The 21,379-nt window shown below is 70.0% G+C and carries 20 protein-coding genes; 12 read left to right on the plus strand and 8 right to left on the minus strand.

The features are described from left to right. Window positions 1-3: 3 nt before the first annotated feature. Both PV343_RS00610 and PV343_RS00615 read right to left on the minus strand, forming a co-directional pair. A complete protein-coding gene (locus PV343_RS00610; RefSeq protein ID WP_319144724.1) occupies window positions 4-813 on the minus strand; it encodes an ABC transporter ATP-binding protein in 810 nt (269 codons plus the stop codon). Next, entirely contained in the window at window positions 810-1,568 is a 759-nt protein-coding gene (locus PV343_RS00615) for an ABC transporter ATP-binding protein (protein ID WP_319144725.1), read from the minus strand. The genes PV343_RS00610 and PV343_RS00615 overlap by 4 nt, the downstream gene beginning before the upstream one ends. A gap of 187 nt (window positions 1,569-1,755) precedes the next feature. Here PV343_RS00615 and PV343_RS00620 point away from each other — a divergent pair, with 187 nt between their 5' ends. Together PV343_RS00620 and PV343_RS00625 are read left to right on the plus strand one after the other, a co-directional pair. Then, window positions 1,756-3,051 (plus strand): PucR family transcriptional regulator, encoded by a 1,296-nt coding sequence (locus PV343_RS00620; RefSeq protein ID WP_319144726.1) that lies wholly within the window; start codon window positions 1,756-1,758, stop codon window positions 3,049-3,051. After that, entirely contained in the window at window positions 3,048-3,713 is a 666-nt protein-coding gene (locus PV343_RS00625; protein WP_319144727.1) for a TetR/AcrR family transcriptional regulator, read from the plus strand. Before PV343_RS00620 ends, PV343_RS00625 begins: the two co-directional genes overlap by 4 nt. Before the next feature lie 320 nt (window positions 3,714-4,033). Here PV343_RS00625 and PV343_RS00630 read toward each other — a convergent pair whose 3' ends face one another. The 6 genes from PV343_RS00630 to PV343_RS00655 all read right to left on the minus strand — a co-directional run bounded on the left by PV343_RS00630 (window position 4,034) and on the right by PV343_RS00655 (window position 10,433). After that, window positions 4,034-4,816 (minus strand): SDR family oxidoreductase, encoded by a 783-nt coding sequence (locus tag PV343_RS00630; RefSeq protein WP_319144728.1) that lies wholly within the window; start codon window positions 4,814-4,816, stop codon window positions 4,034-4,036. A gap of 1 nt (window position 4,817) precedes the next feature. Beyond that, window positions 4,818-6,047: an acyl-CoA dehydrogenase family protein gene (locus PV343_RS00635; protein ID WP_319144729.1), complete on the minus strand. Its 1,230-nt coding sequence runs from the start codon at window positions 6,045-6,047 to the stop codon at window positions 4,818-4,820. Window positions 6,048-6,179: 132 nt separating this feature from the next. Continuing rightward, a complete protein-coding gene (locus PV343_RS00640; protein WP_319144730.1) occupies window positions 6,180-6,872 on the minus strand; it encodes a TetR/AcrR family transcriptional regulator in 693 nt (230 codons plus the stop codon). A gap of 94 nt (window positions 6,873-6,966) precedes the next feature. Beyond that, on the minus strand, window positions 6,967-8,493 hold the full coding sequence (locus PV343_RS00645) for an AMP-binding protein (RefSeq protein ID WP_319144731.1): 1,527 nt from the start codon (window positions 8,491-8,493) through the stop codon (window positions 6,967-6,969). A gap of 114 nt (window positions 8,494-8,607) precedes the next feature. Beyond that, window positions 8,608-9,234, minus strand: coding sequence for an HAD family hydrolase (locus PV343_RS00650; protein WP_319144732.1), 627 nt, complete (start codon window positions 9,232-9,234; stop codon window positions 8,608-8,610). Beyond that, entirely contained in the window at window positions 9,234-10,433 is a 1,200-nt protein-coding gene (locus PV343_RS00655; RefSeq protein WP_319144733.1) for an acetyl-CoA C-acyltransferase, read from the minus strand. The genes PV343_RS00650 and PV343_RS00655 overlap by 1 nt, the downstream gene beginning before the upstream one ends. A gap of 435 nt (window positions 10,434-10,868) precedes the next feature. Here PV343_RS00655 and PV343_RS00660 point away from each other — a divergent pair, with 435 nt between their 5' ends. The 10 genes from PV343_RS00660 (at window position 10,869) to leuC (ending at window position 21,369) form a co-directional block, all read left to right on the plus strand. Further along, the gene (locus PV343_RS00660) at window positions 10,869-11,069 is read left to right on the plus strand and encodes an alpha/beta fold hydrolase (protein ID WP_319144734.1); all 201 of its coding nucleotides are present in this window, start codon (window positions 10,869-10,871) and stop codon (window positions 11,067-11,069) included. 445 nt (window positions 11,070-11,514) lie between these two features. Further along, on the plus strand, window positions 11,515-12,414 hold the full coding sequence (locus tag PV343_RS00665) for a LysR family transcriptional regulator (protein ID WP_319144735.1): 900 nt from the start codon (window positions 11,515-11,517) through the stop codon (window positions 12,412-12,414). 191 nt (window positions 12,415-12,605) lie between these two features. Then, window positions 12,606-13,070, plus strand: coding sequence for a cobalamin B12-binding domain-containing protein (locus tag PV343_RS00670; RefSeq protein ID WP_319144736.1), 465 nt, complete (start codon window positions 12,606-12,608; stop codon window positions 13,068-13,070). Next, window positions 13,067-14,413 carry a methylaspartate mutase gene (locus PV343_RS00675; RefSeq protein WP_319144737.1) on the plus strand — a complete coding sequence of 449 codons (1,347 nt, stop codon included), beginning with the start codon at window positions 13,067-13,069 and terminating at the stop codon, window positions 14,411-14,413. Before PV343_RS00670 ends, PV343_RS00675 begins: the two co-directional genes overlap by 4 nt. A 109-nt stretch (window positions 14,414-14,522) precedes the next feature. Then, window positions 14,523-15,461 carry a transporter substrate-binding domain-containing protein gene (locus tag PV343_RS00680; RefSeq protein ID WP_319144738.1) on the plus strand — a complete coding sequence of 313 codons (939 nt, stop codon included), beginning with the start codon at window positions 14,523-14,525 and terminating at the stop codon, window positions 15,459-15,461. A 36-nt stretch (window positions 15,462-15,497) separates the two neighbouring features. Then, window positions 15,498-16,490, plus strand: coding sequence for a DMT family transporter (locus PV343_RS00685; protein ID WP_319144739.1), 993 nt, complete (start codon window positions 15,498-15,500; stop codon window positions 16,488-16,490). Next, window positions 16,487-17,530: an aspartate-semialdehyde dehydrogenase gene (locus PV343_RS00690; protein ID WP_319144740.1), complete on the plus strand. Its 1,044-nt coding sequence runs from the start codon at window positions 16,487-16,489 to the stop codon at window positions 17,528-17,530. The genes PV343_RS00685 and PV343_RS00690 overlap by 4 nt, the downstream gene beginning before the upstream one ends. Next, window positions 17,527-18,666: an aspartate kinase gene (locus PV343_RS00695; protein WP_319144741.1), complete on the plus strand. Its 1,140-nt coding sequence runs from the start codon at window positions 17,527-17,529 to the stop codon at window positions 18,664-18,666. The genes PV343_RS00690 and PV343_RS00695 overlap by 4 nt, the downstream gene beginning before the upstream one ends. Before the next feature lie 5 nt (window positions 18,667-18,671). Continuing rightward, window positions 18,672-19,712, plus strand: coding sequence for a TauD/TfdA family dioxygenase (locus PV343_RS00700; RefSeq protein ID WP_319144742.1), 1,041 nt, complete (start codon window positions 18,672-18,674; stop codon window positions 19,710-19,712). Between the two features lie 256 nt (window positions 19,713-19,968). Beyond that, window positions 19,969-21,369 (plus strand): 3-isopropylmalate dehydratase large subunit, encoded by a 1,401-nt coding sequence (leuC, locus tag PV343_RS00705; RefSeq protein WP_319144743.1) that lies wholly within the window; start codon window positions 19,969-19,971, stop codon window positions 21,367-21,369. Window positions 21,370-21,379: the final 10 nt, after the last annotated feature.

A 21,379-nucleotide genomic window follows, 5' to 3' on the forward strand; every position in this document is an offset into this window, starting at 1 on the left:
CACTCACCCGGTCTTCCGGGCGTGGACGGAGACACCGAGGTACACCTCGGCGACCTGCCCGTCCTCGCGGATCCGTGCGGCCGGTCCGGACAGCACCAGGCGGCCGGCCTCCAGTACGTGCGCCCGGTGGGCGATGTCCAGCGCGAGCTGGGCGCTCTGCTCGACGACGATCACAGTGGTGTGTTCCTCCTCGTTGACGGCACGGACGATCTCGAACAGCTCACGGGTGACCAGCGGTGCGAGCCCCAGGGACGGCTCGTCCAGGAGCAGCAGGGAGGGGCGCAGCATCAGTGCCCTGCCGATGGCGAGCATCTGCTGCTCACCGCCGCTGAGGCTGCCGGCGGCCTGCCCCGACCGCTGGCGCAGTCGGGGGAAGTAGCCGTAGACCCGTTCCAGATCGGCCGCCACGGCTGCCCGCTCGGCGCGGCCCCGCCGCAGGTGGCCGGTGCGCAGGTGGGCGCCGATGCGCAGGTTCTCCTCGACGGTCAGGTCGTTGAAGGTGCCCCGGCCCTCGGGCACATGTGCCACTCCGAGCCTGGCGGCCTGCTCGGGCGAGCGGCCCAGCAGCTCCGTCCCGTTCAGGGTGACCGAGCCGTGGCCGCGGACCATGCCGCTCAGCGCCCGCAGCGTCGTGGTCTTGCCCGCGCCGTTGGGTCCGAGGATCGCGCACACCTCGCCGCGGGCGACGGCGAAGTCGAGGCCCTGCAACACGCGGGCCTGGCCGTATCCGGCATGCAGGTCGGCAACCCTCAGGAACTCCTCCGGCTCCGCGCTCTCCTGGGCCTCGGTGCGCTCGGGGGTGAGCTCGCTCATGCGGCCACCCCCAGGTACGCCTCGACGACCGCCGGGTCGCGCTGGATCTGCTCCGGGGAGCCCTCGGCGATCGTGCGGCCGAAGTCGAGACAGACCACCTTGTCGCACAGGCCCATCACGAACCCCATGTGGTGTTCGACCACCACGAGGGTGAGGTCGAACTCCTGACGCACCGAGCGGACCAGATCCGCGAATTGCCCGACCTCGCCGTGGCTGAGCCCGTTGACGGGTTCGTCGAGCAGCAGCAGCCGGGGCCGTACGGCGAGTGCCCGGGCGAGTTCGACGCGTTTGAGCGTGCCGAACGGCAGCCCGGAGGCGGGGTGGTCGGCAACGTCCGCCAGGTCGAGCCGCCGTAGCAAGTCGTCCGCCTGGTCACGCAGTTCCCTTTCTTCCCGCCGGACGCGGGGCAGCCGGAGCGCCGCGGTGAGATGTCCGGTGCGCCCCCGGCTGTGGGCGCCGACCATGACGTTCTCCCGGACCGTGAGCTGCGGGAACAGGCCCAGGTTCTGGAAGGTGCGGGCGATGCCGCGCCCGGCCACGGCGTGCGGCGGAAGGGCGAGCAGGTTCTCACCCTCGAACCGCACCGTTCCCGCATCGGGGGTGCAGCGCCTGGTGAGGCAGTTGAACAAGGTGGTCTTGCCGGCTCCGTTGGGCCCGATGAGCCCTACCGCGGTGCCCGGCTCGACGGTGAATGCGACACCGTCCAAGGCCGTGATTCCGCCGAAGCGCACGGTGATCCCGTCGACCGTGAGCATGAGTGACGCCCTTTCCGACGTGCTGGGGGGTGGGCGAGCGTCACAGTAGGCGGGCGTGTTCCACGCGCACATTGGGTGCGAGCACCCAACTTCCAGGGCGCCGCACTGTGCGCCGCGCACAGTCCGCCGGAAATGAGGCCGCGGAGGCTGTTGACGGAGCACGAGGCGGAGGGCGACGATCGGTCCCATGCCGCACGGCCCCGCCCTGGGCACCCCCCGACTCTCCGAACCGCTCCAACGGGAACGGTGGCGGGTCCTGCACGCCGTCCACGACCGGATCGAGGAGGTGGCGGACACCGCCGTCGCCGTGATGCGCGCGGAGATCCCGTCCTACGCGCTGCAGGACGACCCGTTCTTCGTCGAGGTACGGGAGCAGGTGCTCGAGCACTACCGGATGCAGTTGGCGGCACTTGCCGGCGACCGCGACATCGCCGCCGAGGACCTCGTCTTCAGCCGCGCGGCGGCCATGCGCCGGGCGCGCGCGGGGTTCGCCCTGGAGGACTGGATCAGTGCGTTCCGGGTGGGCCGTCAGGTGATGTGGGACGCGCTGCTGGACTGCGCGGGCACGTCCGCCGAGGCCCAGCAGGCCGCGCTGTCCCTGGTCACCCCGCTGATGCGGTACGTCGACTACGCCAGCACGCATGCCGCGCAGGCGTACGTCGAGTACCAGCAGCACGTGGTGGCGGACGCGGACCGGGAGCGAAGGGATCTCCTGGATCAGCTCCTGGCCGGTGTGGCGCCGACGCGCGGTGCCCTGTCCGCCGCCGCGCAAGCGTACGGCATCGGACCGCGCTCACCGATGATGGCGGTCGTGGCGGTGTGCGTCGGCGACACGCACGCGGGCGACCACGGCTGGGCCGCGAACGGGTATGCCACCAGCGCGTCGATCAGCGTCGCCGGGCCCTGGGCCGGCAGAACCCTGGTCGTGGTGCGCCACGGCGAGGTGGTGGCCGTGCCCGTGCTACGGGCCGGCATGGACGCGGACGACATATGCGCCCACTTCGAGGCCGTGCAACGGCGGCTCGCGCGGGAGGGAACCATGCTCTCCATGGGCATCAGCACGGTCGCCCAGGGCGCGTCCGAACTGCCGCGCGCCTACGAGGAGGCAAGGGCCGCCCTGGACCTGGTGCCGAGCGGGGGCGGGGTGGCGGCGCTGCCGCGGCTGTCCCCCTTCGACTACCTGGCGCTGCGCGCCGACGACCTCGCCCGCCAGCTGGTCGATCCCCGCGTGCGGGCGATGCTGGCGGAGGACCGCGGACGCGGCGACACACTGGCCGCCACCATACGGGCCTTCGCGGAGGCGGACCTCAACCTGCGGCTGGCCGCCGACCGGCTGCAAATACATCACAACACGGCGCACTACCGGCTGCGCCGGATCGAGGAACGCACCGGCCGCAATCCGCGCCGGATCGCCGACCTCCTGGAACTACTGGTCGCCCTCGCCATCCGCGACGGGGACGGGGAAAGCGAGGATTGCTCGTGAGCGGCATCGTGGAGTCCGCCGGGACCGAGACGGCACGTCAACTGCCGCAGGGGCAGGGGCACATCGGCCTGCCGGAGGAGCACGCCGCGCAGGACCGAACGGTCCGGGGCGCGCTTCTGGACGCCGCGCTGGACGTGTTCACCGAGCGCGGTTACACCGACGCCGGCCTCACCGAGATCGCGGCACGCTCCGGGATCCCGGCGGGCACCCTCTTCCAGCACTACGGCGGCAAGCGGGGGCTCTACCTCGCCCTGTGGGAGGAGTTCCGGGAGGAACAGGAGCACCGGACCGCGGCCACGCTGACCGCCGAGCGCGGCCGTGGCACGGCCGACCCCGTCGCCCTCTTCATGGCGGGAGCCAGGGCGTACCTGGAGGGCGCCTGGGACAACCGGAAGCTCGGCAGGCTCCTCGCCCGCGACGACGGCCCCGCGAGCTTCGACGCGCTGCGCCGCCAGTGGGACCGCGCGTGGGTACGGCGCAACGCCCGGCTGCTGGAGGTGGACGAGCGGCGACGCGCCGGCCGGGTCCGGGTGAGCGTGCTGACCACCGTCATCGGAGGGGCGGCGCGCGAGCTGGGCGACTGCGGGGACGAGACGGAGGCGCGGGAGATCATGGACGAGGTGTGCGGCATCCTGATCCATCTGACGGCACCGCCGGGCTGAACCGCCTGACGCATGCCTCGACGCAGCGCCTCACCTTCTGGGGTCCGTCGGCGCCTTCTGAGCCCTCGACGGCGCACGCGCCGCTGTGCGCCGGGGAGGGCCCGTGTGCGCCGGGCTCCGAAAGGCCGCTGTGGGGAAGCGATGTGCGCGCCGAAAAGTCCCGGCCCACCGCGAGTGGCGCACGACCCGCCCGTGCCGGGCGGCCGGCGGCGCCCCCGCTGCGCCGCGGAAGGCCGCCGCCGCAAGACCGGCTCGCTCGGCCACCCCACAAGGCCGGGCTCCGACCCGTCGAGCCGGTGTCGCTTCCGCCACTGTCCGGGCTAGAGACCGACTCCGGCTTGTTGTCTGAACGGCAGCGCGTCACCGAGCAGTTGGCCGCCGTCGATCACCATCGTCTCGCCCGTTATCCAACTCGCGGCGTCCGAAACAAGGAAGGCGACCGCCGAGGCGATGTCGGCCGGCTCCCCTATGCGCCCGAGCGCCATCGAGGCGGACACGGCCTGCTCGTGCTCCTTCCACAGAGCCTCGGCCAGCTTGGTGCGCACCACACCCGGTGCCACCGCGTTGACCCGGATCTTCGGCGAGAGTTCCAGGGCGAGTTGCTTGGTGAGATGGATCAGTGCGGCCTTCGACGCGTTGTACAACCCGATGTTGGCCTCGCTGGCCAGGCCGCCGACCGACGCGGTGTTGACGACCGCGCCGCCGTGCTCGCCCATCCAGGCCCGGGTGGCCAGACCCGTCCACAGCACGGGAGCCCACAGGTTGACGTCGAAGGTCTTGGCGAACCGACCGTGGTCCTGGTCGATGACCGGACCGAAGGCCGGGTTGGTCCCCGCGTTGTTGACGAGGATGTCCAGGCTCCCGAAGCGCTCGAGCGTCAGATCCACACAGCGCCGGGCCGCGTCTTCGTCGACCGCGTGCGCACCGACGCCGACCGCTGCGCCGCCGACCTGGGCCGCGGCGGCGTCCGCCGCCTCCTGGGAGCGGGAGGTGAGGACGACGTCGGCGCCGGCGGCGGCGAGAGCCCGGGCGATCGCCAGCCCGATACCGCGCGAGGCACCCGTGACGACGGCGGTGCGACCGGTGAGATCGAGTCCCGCCATCTCAGTTCACCGCCGCCGTCGCGGCGTCGCGGTACTGCCGCAGTTCGTTCTTGGCGATGGCCCGCTTGTGAACCTCGTCGGGACCGTCCGCTATCCGCAGCGTCCGCAGGTACGCGTACATCATGGCCAGCGGGAAGTCGTCGGTAACGCCCGCTGCTCCGTGCACCTGGATCGCCCGGTCGATGATCTTGAGCGCGATGTTCGGGGCCGCCACCTTGATCGCCGCGATCTCGGTGCGCGCCTGCTTGTTCCCGACGGTGTCCATCAGATAGGCGGCCTTGAGCGTGAGCAGGCGGATCATCTCGATGTCGATACGCGCTTCCGCGATCCAGTCCTGGATGTTGGCCCGTTCGGCGACCGGACTGCCGAAGGTCACCCGTGACTGCGCGCGCCGGCACATCAGCTCCAGCGCCCGCTCGGCCGCGCCGATGGCCCGCATGCAGTGGTGGATACGACCGGGCCCGAGCCGGGCCTGGCTGATCGCGAAGCCCTCTCCCTCACCCTTGAGGAGGTCCTTGGCGGGCACCCGTACGTCGTGGAAGTCGATTTCGGCGTGCCCCTCACGGTCCTGGTAGCCGAACACCGGCAGGCCGCGCAGTACCGTGATGCCGGGAGCGTCGATCGGGACGACCATCATCGACTGCTGCCGGTGCGGAGCGGCGGTGGGGTCCGTCTTCCCCATGACGATGAGCACCTTGCAGTTGCGATGCAGGGCATTGGACGCGAACCACTTGCGGCCGTTGAGCACGTACTCGTCGCCGTCGCGCTTCATCCGCAGCTCGATGTTGGTGGCGTCGGAGCTGGCGACACGCGGCTCGGTCATCGCGAAGGCCGAGGCCATGGTCCCGTCGAGCAGGGGCTTGAGGTACTTCTCCTTGTGCTCGTCGCTGCCGAAGAGGGTGAGCACCTCCATGTTGCCGGTGTCGGGAGCGTTGCAGTTGCACGCTTCGGACGCGATGTGGCTGCGCCCCATGATCTCCGCCAGCGGCGCGTACTCGAGGTTCGTCAGCCCCGGGCCCCACTCGGGGTGCGGGTGGAAGAGGTTCCACAGTCCGCGCCGGCGCGCCTCCGCCTTGAGGTCCTCGAGGATCGGCGGGTGGAAGTGCGGGTCGCCCGACGCGAGCATCTGCTCGTGGTAGACCGCCTCGGCGGGGTAGATGTGCGCATCCATGAACTCCAGCAGATCAGCCCGGTACTTCTGGGCGCGGTCCGACATCTCGAACAGGGACATATGAACTCCTGACGGTTGACTGACCTTCTTCATACTTGAATCTGGCGTCAAGTTCAATACAGGGGTATGCGGCAGCCCGCGGCGAAGACCGTGGAATCACCCGGCGTTACCGGGCCTGACAAGGCGGGCGGATCAGCGGTGACCGGGGAACCGCAGGGCGTTCGCCCAGAGCCGGGTGACCGTGGACACAAGTTCCTCGAAGTCCACCGGCGTACCTTCTTCCTGCCCTTCACTGACAACGAAGGCGTTGTACGCCATGACGCTGACCATGCCCGACAGCGCACGGGAGGCCATCATCGGATCGACCTCACGGTCCGCGACCCCCCGCGCCTGCAGGTCGGCGATGCCGCGGGCGTTGCGGCGGATGAAAGCGTCCCCGCGCCGGCTTCGGAACTCACGGAACTCGGGCTCCACCTGTGCGACCTGCTCGAGCAGGGCCATCAGCTTGGCGTTGCGCCTGTACGCCGCGAGATACGCGCGATTGCTCGCCTCGAGTACCGCATAGGGATCGTCGGTGCTCTCCACCCGGCCCATGCCCGGGTGCATCATGTCCTCCTGCGCCTCCAGGAGGACGGCGGCGAGGACCTCTTCCTTGTTGGCGAAGTAGGTGTAGAAGGATCCCGCCGCGCATCGGGCCTCTTTGGTGATGTCGGTCAGGCGGGTGTCGAGGTAGCCGTCCCGTTCGAACACTTTCCGCGCGGCCTTCACCAAAGCGGCCCGCGTCCGCGCTCCGCGCTGCGTCGTCGGCGGCTCGCGAAGTTGTGAAAAGGGCGCCACGGGCGGTGCCGTCTCGCTGTCGATCTCCTCGGGCACAGTCCTGTCCATCCGCGCAACTCTAGTTGAATCCGACGCCACAGTCACAAGCGCTGCGGCGCGCGGGCATACCGGCCGCGCCGGTGGATGTCCCGGTGTGCGAGGTTCAGGGGCGGCGGGTGGCAACGTCGCCCAGCGCGGGGTCGCGGGTCAGAGCGGTGCGGTCGATGGACCGCTTGAGGATCTTCCCGGTCGGGCCCTTGGGCAGCGCGTCGACGAACCGGACGATGCGCGGGATCTTGTAGGCGGACAGCCGCTCCCGTGCCCAGCTCGACACCTCGGCCGCATCGAGCTGCGAACCGGGCCGTGCCGCGATCAGCGCGGCGACCTCCTCGCCGTAGTGGTCGTCGGGAGCGCCGATCACAGCTGCCTCGACGATGTCGGGGTGCTCGTAGAGAACCTCCTCGACCTCACCGGGGTAGACGTTGTAGCCGCCGCGGATGATCAGGTCCTTGATCCGGTCGACGATGCGCAGGTCGCCGTCCGTGTCGGTTTCGCCGAGGTCGCCGGTCCGGAGCCACCCGTCGGGTGAGAGGGCCGCGGCGGTGTCCGCGGGGCGGTTCCAGTAGCCACGCATCACCGTGGGCCCCTTGATGTGGACCTCGCCGACCGTGCCCGGCGGGCACTCGTGGCCGTCGTCGTCCCGCACCTGGACCTGCATCCGCGGGACCGCTCTGCCGGTGTACCCGGCCTTGGCGCCACGGTCGAGGTCGTTGAACGTGCCGAACGCGGCGGTCTCGGTGAGCCCGTACCCTTCGAGGAGGGTGCAGCCGAAGTGGGCCTCGAAGGCCCGGGCGATCTCACCGGGCAGCGACGCGCCGCCGGAGACGGCGACCCGGAGCCCGGCGAAGTCCGCCGGGCTCGCATCGCCCGCCGCGTGCAGCATCGCGTTCCACATGGTCGGCACGCCGGCCATGATGGTGAGCCGGTCGCGGCGCAGCATCTCCAGCATCGACGCCGGATCGAACCGGGCCAGCAACGACATCGAGGCGCCCACGGTCAGGGCCGCCATCAGGACCGATGCCTGGCCGAACACATGGAACAGCGGGAGTCCGGTGCCGATACGGTCGGCGTTCGAGACGCGGCTGCACTCGGCGCCGATCTCCCCGGCGGACAGCAGGTTGCCGACGGTGAGTTGGGCGCCCTTCGGCCGCCCCGTGGTGCCCGAGGTGTACAGGATGGCCGCAGTCTCGTCGCGGTCGCGGTCGACGACGTCGGCAGGAGGCGCACCGGCGACCGAGGCGCTCGGGGACAGCGTCCAGAAGGGCGCCTCGAGCGCTGCGGCCGCCTCCGCGACGGCGGGGCCGAGGGCGTGCCATGCGATCGCCAGGGAACACCCGGCGTCACCGAGAACGTACTCGGCCTCGGCCCGGGTGACCATCGTGTTGACCGGCACCACGACACAGCCCGCGGCCTGGATCCCGAGGTAGGCCACCACGAACTCGGGCACCGACGGGGCTGCCACCAGCACCCGGTCGCCGGGGGACAGCCCGGCGGCGGCCAAGGCGCCCGCGTACCGTGCGCTCGCGTCACGCAACTGACGATAGGTCCACTGGTCCACGGCGCCGCGCAGCGCGACGCTCTCGGGAGCAGCGGCGGCGTGGCGGCAGACGGGATCGAAGACGCTGGTCATGGGCGGTGCCTTCCGGGGAGGTGAGCAGGTGGCGATGTGGGGCTCCGCTTCGCCGATCGGTCGACTCGGCCCGGCCTGGACATCGGCCGTCGTGGCCGTAGGTGCGCCGACCGGTCAGGTGGTGATCGCGAAGCGTTCGGCGAGTTGGCGGCGGGTGTCGGCGGCACTCGTGTGCAGTACGCCCCCGATCCCGAGCCGTGCCGCTCCGTCGAGGTTCTGCTGCAGATCGTCGATCATGACCGCCTCCTCGGGGTCGATACCGAGGCGTTCACAGGCGATCGCGTAGATCCGCCGGGACGGCTTGCGGATCCCGACCTCGGAGGAGATGACGACCACATCGGCGACAGCGGCGAGGTCGACGCCGTCGTAGGTTCCGGTACCGAACGAATTCGATACCAGCCCAAGGGGACGGCCCGCGGCCCGAAGATCAGCGAGCAGCGTGAGCATGTCCTGGTCGATCGATACGCTCGCCAGCATCCGGGCCGTGAGCCCCTCGGCCGGTACGTCGGCTCCGTGGGCGCGGAGCCGTTCGGCGAATCCTCGCTCGAAGGCCTCGGCGTCGATACGGCCGCGCTCGTGGTCGGCCAGGAGGGTGCGCGCCGGCTGGTCGCGGGCGAGGAGGTCCAGCGGCAGGCGCGGGTCTCCGCCGAGTGAGGCGCCGAAGTCGGTGAAAGCGTGCAACACGCTGGAGGTGATGACCCCGCCGAAGTCCACCAGGACCGCTGTGCGATTCCTTCCCATCAGGCGACCTCGAACAGTCCGGCTGCGCCCATTCCGCCGCCGACGCACATCGAGATCACCACATAGCGGACACCGCGGCGCTTGCCCTCGATGAGGGCATGCCCCACCAGACGGGCACCGGTCATTCCGTACGGATGGCCGACCGAGATCCCGCCGCCGTTGACGTTGAACCGCTCCGGGTCGATGTGCAGTTCGTCGCGGCAGTACAGCGCCTGGGAAGCGAACGCCTCGTTGAGTTCCCACAGGCCGATGTCGTCGATGGTGAGGTTGTGCTGCTTCAGCAGTTTCGGGATGGCGAACACCGGGCCGATGCCCATCTCGTCCGGCCCGCAACCGGCAACGGTCATGCCCCGGTAGACGCCCAGCGGTTGAAGTCCGCGGCGCTCGGCCTCCTTCGACTCCATCAACACCGACGCCGAAGCCCCGTCCGACAGCTGCGAGGAGTTGCCCGCCGTCACGCTGGAGTGCGTGGTCACCTGACCGTCGGGCAGCACCGGCGCCAAGCCGGCCAGGCCCTCGAGCGTGGTCGACGGGCGGTTGCCCTCGTCCCGGGTCAGGGTGACCTCCTCCTCCCGCACCTCCCCGGACTGCTTCTCGCGCACCTTCTTGACGCTTTTCAGCGCGACGATCTCCTGGTCGAACCGGCCGGCCTCCTGCGCCGCCGCGGTGCGCCGCTGTGACAGCAGCGCGAACTCGTCCTGTCGTTCCCGACTCACGCCGTAGCGTTCGGCGACGATCTCCGCCGTCTGCAACATCGGCATGTAGACGCTCGGCTTGTGCTCGACCAGCCAGGGATCCGATGCGCGGTGGGTGTTCATGTGCTCGTTCTGCACCAACGAGATCGACTCGACACCGCCGCCGACAGCCACCTGCATGCCGTCCGCGACGATCTGTTTGGCGGCCGTCGCGATGGCCATGAGGCCCGACGAGCACTGCCGGTCGATCGTCATCCCCGACACGGTGTCCGGAAGTCCGGCACGAAGTGCGGCCTGCCGGGCGACGTTGAAACCGGAGGCCCCCTGCTGCGCGGCGCAGCCGAAGATCACATCCTCGACCTCGCCCCCTGCCAGTCCGGCGCGCCGCACCGCGTGCGACAGCGCATGAGCGGCGAGTTCCTGCGACTGGGTGTCGTTGAACGCGCCTCGGTAGGCCTTTCCGATCGGCGTCCGTGCCGTCGAAACGATGACTGCTTCTCGCATGGCGTCTCACTGCTTCCTGTGGGTCCGGTGCAACCGGGAGCTTCGGGGCCGCAACTCCGAGCTCCGCCAGCCGGGCTCGGCGTCGGTGGCGGGGCCGAACGCCGACTGGCGCCTCTGTGCGCGGTCATTGACCGTCTCCTGCGTCGACGAGGACATGAGCCGGGGCCGCAGGAGTGACGGGAGTCGGCCTCCCGACTGGTTATAGTTGAATTCGGCGTCAGGTTCAACCATGGGTCTCGGGCCCCGCGGTCTTGACAGCCGCCCCTGCGACTGAAGGCTACCGACCAGTCGGTACGATGGCTGGTCGTGGCAGCGCGGGCACCTCCCCTGCGGCCCGAGGACACGGCATCGGCACCTCGTCGACGACGTAGTCGCGATCACCGAGGAACTGGGCTGGGCAGTGTTCGAGCTCGCTGCACTACATGATCGACCGGCGTGACACACCCGCGACCGAAGAGCGCACGCACGGAGGACAACGCGTTCGGCCCGGCGGCAGCGCAGGACACAGGGCGGTGGGGCAACGGGCCGTACCGGTTCGAGACCCTGAGGGGCGTCAGCCACTGGCTCCCCGAAGAAGCACCCGAAACGCTCAACCGCCTGCTGCTCGACCATCCGCGCGCCCACGGCGCGTACTGAGCCGCGGCGCATACCCCGTTCGCGCAATCGAATGACATCGATCGCCACAGCCGTCCTCGCCCTTGAAGGGCAACGCCGGGAAATCCCGGAGCACCATGGAAAGAGAGTGCCACTACTTAACAGCAACCGACGGCCGGCGGCACCCGATATGACCAATGAGGTACACCTGATTCGGATGCGCGCGAAATGAGTGACGAGTTTGCCAATTGATGGCCTGAGCGAGCTCACCTCGCCGATAGCGGGGGTATTCAATCTTGAATGGACGAAACGGGGTTGACAGGGGCGCGGCAGCGGCCCCACAACCCGGTTGTGAGGGTCCGGCACATTGGTGCCGTGGGCACTCTGTGCCAGGTGAAGGTCCTTCCACGGGAGGGGGGTGGTCGGCAGGCTCGAGGTGTCGACCACTGCGGGTCGCCTCCGTCGAGCCCCTCCGGGAGAGACCAAAATGGACATCCGGCAACTCCGAACATTTCACCGTGTGGCCGCGCTGGGGAGCTTCACCCGAGCCGCGGCCGAACTGAACTACGCGCAGTCCTCGGTGACTGCGCAGATCCAGAGTCTTGAAGTGTCCCTGGGGGGCGAGCTGTTCGAGCGGTTCGGGGGCAAGGTGAAGCTGACCCCGGCGGGGACGCGGCTGCTGCCCTACGCCGGGCAGATGCTGGCCCTGGCGGACGAGGCGCGAGGCGCTGCGTCTCCGGACGCGCAGCCCGAGGGTGTGCTGACCATCGGCACGATGGAGAGCATCACCTCCTACCGGATGCCGCCGGTGCTGGAGTTCTTCCACCACCGCTACCCCCGGCTGCAGATCGCGCTGCGACCGAGTCTGTGCGCGGAGACGCTGCACTCTCTGCGTCAGGGGCTGTTCGACGCCGGCTTCCTGATGGAGGCCGAGACGCAGCACTCCGGGGTGCACAGCGAGGTTCTCGGCGTGGAGCGGCTCGTCGTGGTGGCCTCGCCGGGGCATCGGCTCGCCCGGGCGTCGAAGGTGGAGACCGACGATCTGCGGCAGGAGACGGTGCTGGCCCCGGAGGCGGGGTGCGCCTACCGGGAGTTGCTGGAGGCGGAGCTCAACGAGGGCACGGGGGAGCCGGTGCCTTTTCTGGAGTTCGGCAACATCGAGGCCATCAAGCGTGGTGTCGGCGCCGGCCTCGGGATCAGTCTGCTGCCGCGGATGGCGGTCGGCCAGGAGCTGTCGGCCGGGACGCTGGTGCCGCTGGCGTGGGAGCCGCCCTTCGAGCTGTTCACGCAGCTGGCCTGGCGCAAGGGGGCGCAGCTGTCGCGGGAGCGGCGCGTGTTCGTGGAGCAGGTCATCGACTTCCTGAGCCGGGAGTACCAGGAGTCCTGAACGGCATCCGCAAAACGGGGAACTGTCGGGATTCCATGAGCGGCCTGCATGCCGCACATGAATGTATTGGTTTTATCGATCGATGGAGTCGATAAAGGCCATCTGCAAAGCCGAATGGGATGTGTGGACTTCCAGGTCGGACGGCACGAAGAATGTTTTGCAGTCCCAGTATTCGGCAAGGAGAGGTTCCTATGTCACAGGTCATGCTCCCGGCTAAGCGGTTTGTCGTGTCGAGCGTGTCGTCCGACGCCCACATGTGGAATCTGGTTTTCCTCCAGCTGATGCTGGAGGAGCAGGGCGCCCAGGTCACCAATCTCGGCGCTTGTGTGCCCGACGACCTCATCATCGAAGAGTGCCGAAGGTCGCGGCCGGATGCGCTCATCATCAGCACGGTCAACGGACATGGCCACCTCGACGGCCTCCGGCTCATCCGCCGTATCCGCAGTGAGCCGGACCTGATGGACCTGCATGTTGTCATCGGCGGGAAGCTCGGGGTGCGGGGAGCGGAGAACATCGTGTTCGCCGAGGAGCTGGCGCTCAGCGGGTTCGACGCGGTGTTCGAGGCAGACGGCGGGATCGAGGCCTTCCAGGAGTTCCTGGGCTCGCTCGACAGTGGCGAGCGCCCCGCGCTGGAGTCGGCGAGGGCAGCCGCATGAACAGTCCCGCCAGGATTCCCGAGCGGTACGCGCCCCAGGTCGCTCCCAACGGACGTTTCTCGCGTCACGTCCGACGGGCACATGCCCGGGGCCGGCTGGTGGTGCAGCCTCGGATGGGGTTCGCGGATCTGGCCACCATGCGTGAAGGGCTGCTGGGCGTGAGAGGCGCCGAGGCCACGGCGATCGGCACGATCACCCTGGACAGCTACACGCGTGTCAACGACCACGACTCCGCCCGTCAGGCCCTGCGTACGGGAGCCGAGCTGAACGGGTTCCCGTTGGTCGCCCATGGTCCTGACGCCACCCGGCAGCTGCTGGGTTCGGTGTCGGGGCCGGACTTCCCGGTGCAGGTGCGCCATGGCTCGGCATTGCCGTACCCGCTGTTCCGGGCGATGGTCGAGGCCGGCGTGGATGCCACCGAGGGCGGGCCGGTGTCGTACTGCCTGCCTTACAGCCGGGCGCCGATCAGTGAGGCGGTCAAGGCCTGGGCACAGTGCTGCGAGCTGATCGCGGAGCAGCCCGATCCGATGCATCTGGAGAGCTTCGGCGGTTGCATGCTGGGGCAGTTGTGCCCGCCCAGTCTGCTGGTGGCTCTCAGTGTGCTGGAGGCGTTGTTCTTCCGGGAGCACGGACTGAGCGACATCTCCTTGAGTTATGCGCAGCAGACCCATCCGGGGCAGGACATGGAGGCGATCGCCGCGCTGCGGCGGCTGGCCGGCGAACGGCTGGCACAGGCCGACTGGCATGTCGTGCTCTACACCTTCATGGGGGTCTTCCCCCGTACGTCGGTGGGTTCGTACCGGATTCTCGAGGAGAGTGTGCGGCTTGCCGTGCGCACCGGCAGCGAGCGGCTGATCGTGAAGACACCGGCGGAGGCGCACCGCATCCCGACGATCACCGAGAACGTCGACGCGCTGGAGTTCGCGGCGTCCATCGCTCGGGACGAGGCGGAGCGTCCGCCGGAGGTCGTGGCGACCGACTCGGGGATCTACGAGGAGGCGCGGCTGCTGGTGGACAGCACGCTGGAGATGGCGCCGACGGTCGGCGAGGCGTTGGTGCGGGCCTTTGGCCGAGGTCATCTGGATGTGCCGTACTGCCTGCATCAGGACAACGCCAACAGGTCCCGGGCCTACGTCGATCCGGCGGGCATGCTGCAGTGGGCGGAGCCGGGCCGGATGCCGCTGCGCGTGGTACGCGGCGCCTCGGGACGGCCGGTCAGCGCGAAGGGGCTGCTGACGATGCTCGGCTTCAACGAGCGGCGTTTCGACCGGGAACAGATGACGCAGGGGCATCTGCGCGGGCTGCAGTACGCGGCGCCCGAGAGGCGAAGGAGCCTGCGGTGAAGCCCCACACCGGGCTGCCCTCTCCGGCCCTGCACCGTGTCCGCCGTCCGCGCATCCCTGCCCTCGACAGTCTCGTCCGCAGTGCCTGTTCTCGACCGAGGAGCGTCCTGTGACCATCACTCCCACTCTCGATGCGGTACGGGAGCGCGGCGCCCTGCGTGCCGTGGTGAGCCGCGGTATTCGTGGGTTGTCGCTGTGCGGTGACGACGGCCGCTGGCGCGGGCTGGACACCGATGTCGCCCGGGCCGTGGCCGCCGCCGCCGTGGGTGACGGCGAGGCGGTCGAGTGGGTGCCGTCCGATCCCGCGGACCGGTTGACGCGGCTCGCCGGGGGCGAGGCGGAACTGACCGTCGCCAACGTGAGCTGGACCCTGGGCCGCGAGGCGTCCCTGCCGGTGCTGTTCACCGGCGTCACCTGCTACGACGGTGAGGGTTTCCTCGTGCCCGCCGAAAGCGGCGTGACCCGGCCCGAACAGCTGGCCGGGCGGCGGGTGGCCGTGCAGGCGGGCACGACCAGCGCGGCCAACCTTGCGGCCTGGTTCGGCGGCCGGGGCCTGGCCGTCGAGCCGGTCGCCCACGCGACGCCGGCCGAGACGCTCGCGGCGTACGCGGCGGGTGAGTGCGCCGCCTACGTCCTGGACCGGGTCGCCCTGGCCGGGGAGAGGGCCGGGCTCGACGATCCGGCGGCGCACCGGATCCTGGACGAGGCGATCTCCCGCGAGCCGATGGCGGCCGCCGTGCGCGACGGTGATCCGGCGTGGTTCCGGCTGTGCCGGTGGGTGCTTCAACTGCTGGTCTCCGCCGAACAGCACGTCGTCGAGATGGGCGAGCGGGACAAGGCGCTGGCGCAGGCCGCCGAGATGGCCGGCGCCCACGGGCCCGCCGTCGGCCTCGACCACGACTGGGCGGCCCGTGTCCTGGCCGCCGTCGGCACCTACGCGGAGGTGTACGACCGCAACCTCGGACCGGCCACGGGGCTGGCCGTGCCGCGAGGACTCAACGACCTGTTCACGCGAGGTGGCCTGCAGTACGCCGTCCCCCTCCACTGACCCCTACCCCCTCCCCCCTTGGAAAGGCATCTCACCATGAGCATTGGCACCCGGCCGGCGAGCACCGAGACGAAGGGAGCGATCGAGCTGACCCTAGCCATGGTGCTCTCCGGCACCCTCGGCGTCTTCGTCATCGAGTCCGGCGCGTCGCCCTTCAACGTGGTCTTCTTCCGCTGCCTGTTCGGCACCGCCACACTCGGCCTCTACTGCCTGGCGCGCGGCTTCTTCAAGAACCACGGCTTCACCCCGAAGAAGCTCGGACTCGCCGCACTGGGCGGTGTCTTCATCGTCTTCAACTGGGCGTTCCTCTTCCAGTCCTACGAGGACACGTCGATCTCCGTGGCCACCGTCGTCTACCACACACAGCCGTTCTACGTGATGCTGCTGGGTGCCGTGCTCTTCCGCGACAAGCTCACGGCCGCGAAGTTCGGCTGGCTGGGTGTCGCGTTCGTCGGTCTGGTCCTGGTGGCGGGAGTCTCCGCGGCCGATCTGACCGGCGGTGGGGACAGCACCTATCTGACAGGCCTGGGGTACGCGCTGCTGGCGGCGGTGTTCTACGGGATCTCGACGGTCATCACCAAGCGGGTCACCGGGGTACGGCCGCATCTGGTCGCGCTGGTGCAGCTGGTGCTGGGCATCTTCCTGCTGCTGCCGTTCACCCGGTTGGGTGAGATGAAGGGGCTGGGCGGTGACTGGGGCTGGCTCGTGGGCCTCGGCGTGATCCACACCTGCGTGATGTACGTCCTCATGTACTCCGCGTACCAGAAGCTGCCGACCCCGAAGATCGCCGTCCTGGCATTCGTCTATCCGGCGGTCGCCATGCTCATGGACTGGGCCGTGTACGGGCACCGTGTGAGCCTGCTGCAGGCCCTGGGCATTCCGCTGATCGTGGCGGCGAGCCTGGGCATCAACCTCGGCTGGTCCTTCGGCGGGCGCCGGACGTCCGTCGTCTCCGCCGAGGAGCCCGCACCGGTCGCCGGTGCGGTGGCCGCGTCCAAGACCGAGATCAAGACCGGAGGAACCCGATGACCCTCGTGACCGACCCCGCGGCCCCGCGGATCGCGATCGTCGGCGCTACCGGCGCCGTCGGCAACACGCTGATCGAGCTGATCGAACAGCGGGGTCTGCGCTACCGCGACATCCAGTTGGTGGCGTCGGCGCGTTCGGCCGGCACGGAGCTGAGCGTGGACGGCGTGTCCTATCCGGTGCAGGCGGTGGAGGAGTTCGACTTCGCCGGTGTGGACCTGGCGTTCTTCTCCGCCGGCACCGAAGCCAGTGAGCAGTGGGTGCCCAAGGCCACCGCGGCCGGTGCCGTCGTCATCGACAACACGATCGCCTTCCGCATGGACCCGGACACGCCGCTGGTGGTGCCGCAGGTCAACGCTTTCGAACTGGACGCCCGTCCGAGGTCGGGTGTGATCGCCAACCCGAACTGCTCGACCATTCCGCTGGTGCGGCTGCTGCACGGCATCGAGCGGCGGTACGGCGTCCGCCAGGCTGTGGTCAGCACCTACCAGGCGGCCTCCGGGCTGGGGCATCCCGGTGTCGAGGAACTGATGGACGCAAGCCGGGCGACGCTGGAACATCCCGAGGAGGTCTACCCCAGCAAGGAGTTCTCGCCGTCGCTCGCCTTCAACGTCATCCCGAAGATCGACCGTTTCCTGGACTCCGGCTTCACGCTGGAGGAGCAGAAGATGCTCCAGGAGTCCCGCAAGATCCTCGGCATGCCTCATCTGGACGTGACCACCACGTGTGTGCGGGTGCCGGTCGTCAACGGCCATTCGGAGGCCGTGTGGATCGAGACCCAGGGTGTCGTCGACCGGGAAGAGCTGGTGGAGTTGCTCGCCGCGCTGCCCGAGGTGACCCTGCACGACCGCGGGTCGCGGCATGAGTTCCCCACGCCCGCCACGATCGACGATCCCTACCGGGTGCACGTCGGCCGGGTCCGGGTGAACCCCAACAACCCGCGCGCCTTCTGGCTGTGGCTGGTCGCGGACAACCTCACCATCGGCGCGGCACTGAACGCGATCCAGATCGCCGAGGAGCTCATAGCCCGGGGGACGCTGTGACGCGACCGCCGCTGGACCCGTCCCAGCGCCCGCCGGCGGTGGTGAAGTTCGGCGGTTCGAGTTTCCGGACCCTGGCGGCGTACGGGCAGCTGGCCGAGGCGCTGTCCCGACGGGTCGAGGAGGAGAACACCCGCCTGGTGGTCGTGGTGAGCGGCCAGCCCGGCGAGACGGAGCAGTTCCGGGACCGTCTGAGCAAGGTGAACCCGCATCCCGAGGACGAGACCGTCGCGGGTCTGCTGACCCTGGCCGACACGGTGGGCGCGCAGCTGCTGGCGACGGCCCTGCACCGGGAGGGGCGTAGCTCAACGGTCCTGGCGGGGCACCAGTTGGGACTCACCACGGACTCCTCGTTCATGTGGGCCCGCCTGGAGCACACCGATCCCGAGCCGTTGCGCTCGGCCGTGCGGGACCACGACGTGGTCGTGGTCCCGGGCGGCCAGGCCGCCGACAGGGAGGGCCGGCCGACCTGGCTGGGCAAGAACAGTTCGGATCTGTCGGCGGTGGCCGTCGCGGCGGCCGTCGGATCATCTCGCTGCGAGATCCACTCCGACGTCGACGGCATCTACAGCTCCGACCCGCACCTGATCACCGGGGCCCGGCTGCTGAACGAGGTCTCGTACAACACGGCGGCGCTGATGTCGCTGTACGGCGCGAAGGTGCTGCACCGCCGGGCGGTGCGGCTGGCGCAGCGCAACCGGATCGAGATCGTCTGCCGCTACAACAGGCCGCCGTTCCCCACCGGTTCGGTCATCGGCAGCGCCGGCTCCTCGGTGGCCGCGGTGGTGCTCAACCAGCGTTCCGTGGCTCTGCGTTACGCGACGGAGGAACTCGCCGACCGCGCGTACACGGCCTTCCACGGCGCCAACATCGATGTCGTGCGGCTGACCGCGGGACCGCTGGTCGCGGTCACCGGGGGGTTCGTGGACCTTCCGGAGTTCCAGCGGCGCAACGGTCTGGTGCCCGGCGAGTACGCGGGGGTGCCGGTGACCGCGGTGCGCGGCAGCCAGGTGGTGACCCAACTGGCGGCCGACGAGGAGGACGCGCTGCATCTGACGCAGCGCCTGCACGACCACGTGAACCGTCCCGGCGCGGGGTCCGACCCGAACGCGCCACTGCTCGAGTTGCAAGGAGTGTGAACACCATGACCGCCACCACCGACCACGGTGTGCTCGCCACGGCCGGCGCCGCCACGCCGACCTTCAGTGAGATCGTCCTGCCCGACGCGGTGCGGGACGCACTCGGCGAACAGTTGCGCGGCCTGCCGGATCCGAACATCGACATCGACCGCTCGTCCGCCGGCCTCCTGCAGATCTTCGCCACGCTGCCGACCGATCTGCTGCAACAGCTCCTTGACTTCGGCCGACACATCGACACGCCGGGGGTCAGCCTCGTCAGCAACCTTCCAGTGGATCCGGTGATGCCGGACACGCCGTCCGACGGCGGCCCCAGCACCGAGAAACGGTCGTTCGTCGCCGAAGGGGTGCTGCTCGGGCTGAGCGGTCTGCTCGGCGAGCCGATGGGGGTGCTGACGGAGAAGGCGGGACAGCTGATCCACGACGTCATCCCCGTCGCGGGGGGCTCACGGACCCAGACGAACCAGGGTTCGGAAGTCTTCCTCAACTTCCACAGCGACATCATGCACGACGTGATCGGCCGCTACGACGTCGCCAACCCCGACTTCCTGGTGCTGTCCTGCCTGCGTGCCGACCACGAGGGCGTCGCCGGCACCTACTACGCCGACGCCCGTGACGTCTCGGCCGCACTCGCCCCCGAGGTCCTCGAGACACTGCGCAGTCCGCTGTTCCGGCTCAACGCCCCGGGCAGCTATGTCCGTGACGTCGCCGGCGGTCAGGACGTGCTGTCCGAGCCCGTGCCGCTGATCAACGGTCACTTCGACTACCCCGAGATCGCGATCTCCGCCAACGGGGTGCACCCGCTCACCAGCGGCGCCCGCGCGGCGATGGACACCCTGCAGACGGTGTGCGGCGAGGTCGCGCACCACGTGCGACTGCGTCCCGGCCAGGCCCTGCTGATCAACAACCGCAAGGGAGTGCACGCACGGTCCACGTTCACGGCCCGCTACGACGGCAGGGACCGCTGGCTGCAGCGCACATATGTGCGCCGCAGCCTGTGGAACGTGCGCTACCGGGTCACCGAGGACAACCGCCGGGTCCACTACTGACCGGCCGTCCCGGCCCTGGCCGTCCCGCGTCACCGCACGGATCCGGTGACGCGCCGGGCACCGGAGAGCCCCGTGTCACGCCGAGCGACCCTCGGCGCGCCACGGGGCTTTCGCGTGCCCTGTCCCGGCCGCCCCGGCCACCGACTGGCCGGGACCGGTCAGGCCCCACACGGCCACTCGCCGGCCCGTGCCTGCGGCGTCCACGCGTCCGATGATCGACGTGTCGGCAGCAACCCGCAGCGACGTGAGGGAGACCATGGGCAGGACACTGGCGCAGAAGACGTGGGACGCCCACGTCGTGCGGCGCTCCGGTGGCGGCGACGATCTGATGTACATCGATCTGCAACTGCTGCACGAGGTGAACACGCCCCAGGCGTTCGACCGGCTGCGCGCGGCGGGTCGTACGGTCCGCCGCCCGGATCTGACGGTGGGCACCGAGGACCACAACACACCGACGCTGGCCCTGGACCGGGTCATCAGGGACCGCGAGGGCCGCCGGCAGGCGGAGCTGATGCGCTCCAACTGCGCCGAGTTCGGCATCCCGCTGTACCGCTTCGGGGACCCGGACCAGGGCATCGTGCATGTCATCGCGCCCGAACTCGGTCTGGTGCGGCCGGGGATGACGATCGTGTGCTGCGACTCGCACACCACCACGCTCGGCGCCTTCGGCGCGCTGGCGTTCGGCATCGGGTCCAGTCAGGTGGAGCACGTGCTGGCCACCCAGACGCTGCCCATGCGGCCGCTCAAGCAGATGTCCGTGACCGTCGACGGCGTCCTTCCGGCCGGGGTGAGCGCCAAGGACCTGGTGCTCGCGCTGATCGCCGAGGTGGGCACGGCGGGCGGCCAGGGACACGTCATCGAGTACCGCGGTGAGGGTGTGCGGGCGCTCTCCATGGAGGCGCGGATGACACTGTGCAACATGTCGGTGGAGGCCGGATCCCGTGCCGGGATGGTCGCCCCGGACGAGACGACCTTCGCCTACCTCGCCCGCTGCCCCGGAATGCCGCGCGGCGCCGACTGGGAGCGCGAGGTCGCCCACTGGCGCGGGCTGGCCGGTGACGCGGACGCCCGTTTCGACAAGGTCGTCACCCTGGACGCGCGCACCCTGAGTCCGTACGTGTCGTGGGGCACCAATCCCGCGCAGAGCGTCCCGCTGGACGGGCGGGTGCCCGCGCCCGCCGACTTCGCGCCGGGCGCGCAGCGGGCCGCGGCGGAACGGGCGCTGGCCTACATGGATCTCAAGCCGGGGACGGCGCTGCGGGATGTCGCCGTGGACACCGTCTTCCTCGGGTCGTGCACCAACAGCCGTATCGAGGACCTGCGGGCCGCCGCGGACGTCCTGCGGGGCCGGAAGGTGGCGGACGGCCTGCACATGATGATCGTGCCCGGCTCGGCGCGGGTGCGTCGGCAGGCCGTCGACGAGGGTCTGGACCGGGTGTTCGCGGAGGCGGGCGCGGACTTCCGGGCGGGCGCGGGCTGTTCGATGTGCGCGGCTCTCAACGAGGACCGGCTGCTGCCGGGGCAGCGCGCCGCCTCCACCAACAACCGCAACTTCGAGGGCCGGCAGGGTCGCGGGTCGCGCACCCACATCGTGTCGCCGGCGGTGGCCGCGGCCACCGCGGTCACCGGCACCCTGTCCTCCCCCGCCGACCTGTAAGACGAAAGGC

It is taken from the genome of Streptomyces sp. WI03-4A, from assembly GCF_033792105.1.
Classification (GTDB): Bacteria; Actinomycetota; Actinomycetes; order Streptomycetales; family Streptomycetaceae; genus Streptomyces; species Streptomyces collinus_A.

What these genes read in the sequence shown, in the direction of transcription:
- PV343_RS00610 (WP_319144724.1), bottom strand. Translation starts at nt 813, where the DNA reads ATGAGCGAGCTCACCCCCGAGCGCACCGAGGCCCAGGAGAGCGCGGAG.
- PV343_RS00615 (WP_319144725.1), bottom strand. Translation starts at nt 1,568, where the DNA reads ATGCTCACGGTCGACGGGATCACCGTGCGCTTCGGCGGAATCACGGCC.
- PV343_RS00620 (WP_319144726.1), top strand. Translation starts at nt 1,756, where the DNA reads ATGCCGCACGGCCCCGCCCTGGGCACCCCCCGACTCTCCGAACCGCTC.
- PV343_RS00630 (WP_319144728.1), bottom strand. Translation starts at nt 4,816, where the DNA reads ATGGCGGGACTCGATCTCACCGGTCGCACCGCCGTCGTCACGGGTGCC.
- PV343_RS00635 (WP_319144729.1), bottom strand. Translation starts at nt 6,047, where the DNA reads ATGTCCCTGTTCGAGATGTCGGACCGCGCCCAGAAGTACCGGGCTGAT.
- PV343_RS00640 (WP_319144730.1), bottom strand. Translation starts at nt 6,872, where the DNA reads ATGGACAGGACTGTGCCCGAGGAGATCGACAGCGAGACGGCACCGCCC.
- PV343_RS00645 (WP_319144731.1), bottom strand. Translation starts at nt 8,493, where the DNA reads ATGACCAGCGTCTTCGATCCCGTCTGCCGCCACGCCGCCGCTGCTCCC.
- PV343_RS00650 (WP_319144732.1), bottom strand. Translation starts at nt 9,234, where the DNA reads ATGGGAAGGAATCGCACAGCGGTCCTGGTGGACTTCGGCGGGGTCATC.
- PV343_RS00655 (WP_319144733.1), bottom strand. Translation starts at nt 10,433, where the DNA reads ATGCGAGAAGCAGTCATCGTTTCGACGGCACGGACGCCGATCGGAAAG.
- PV343_RS00665 (WP_319144735.1), top strand. Translation starts at nt 11,515, where the DNA reads ATGGACATCCGGCAACTCCGAACATTTCACCGTGTGGCCGCGCTGGGG.
- PV343_RS00670 (WP_319144736.1), top strand. Translation starts at nt 12,606, where the DNA reads ATGTCACAGGTCATGCTCCCGGCTAAGCGGTTTGTCGTGTCGAGCGTG.
- PV343_RS00675 (WP_319144737.1), top strand. Translation starts at nt 13,067, where the DNA reads ATGAACAGTCCCGCCAGGATTCCCGAGCGGTACGCGCCCCAGGTCGCT.
- PV343_RS00685 (WP_319144739.1), top strand. Translation starts at nt 15,498, where the DNA reads ATGAGCATTGGCACCCGGCCGGCGAGCACCGAGACGAAGGGAGCGATC.
- PV343_RS00690 (WP_319144740.1), top strand. Translation starts at nt 16,487, where the DNA reads ATGACCCTCGTGACCGACCCCGCGGCCCCGCGGATCGCGATCGTCGGC.
- PV343_RS00700 (WP_319144742.1), top strand. Translation starts at nt 18,672, where the DNA reads ATGACCGCCACCACCGACCACGGTGTGCTCGCCACGGCCGGCGCCGCC.
- leuC (WP_319144743.1), top strand. Translation starts at nt 19,969, where the DNA reads ATGGGCAGGACACTGGCGCAGAAGACGTGGGACGCCCACGTCGTGCGG.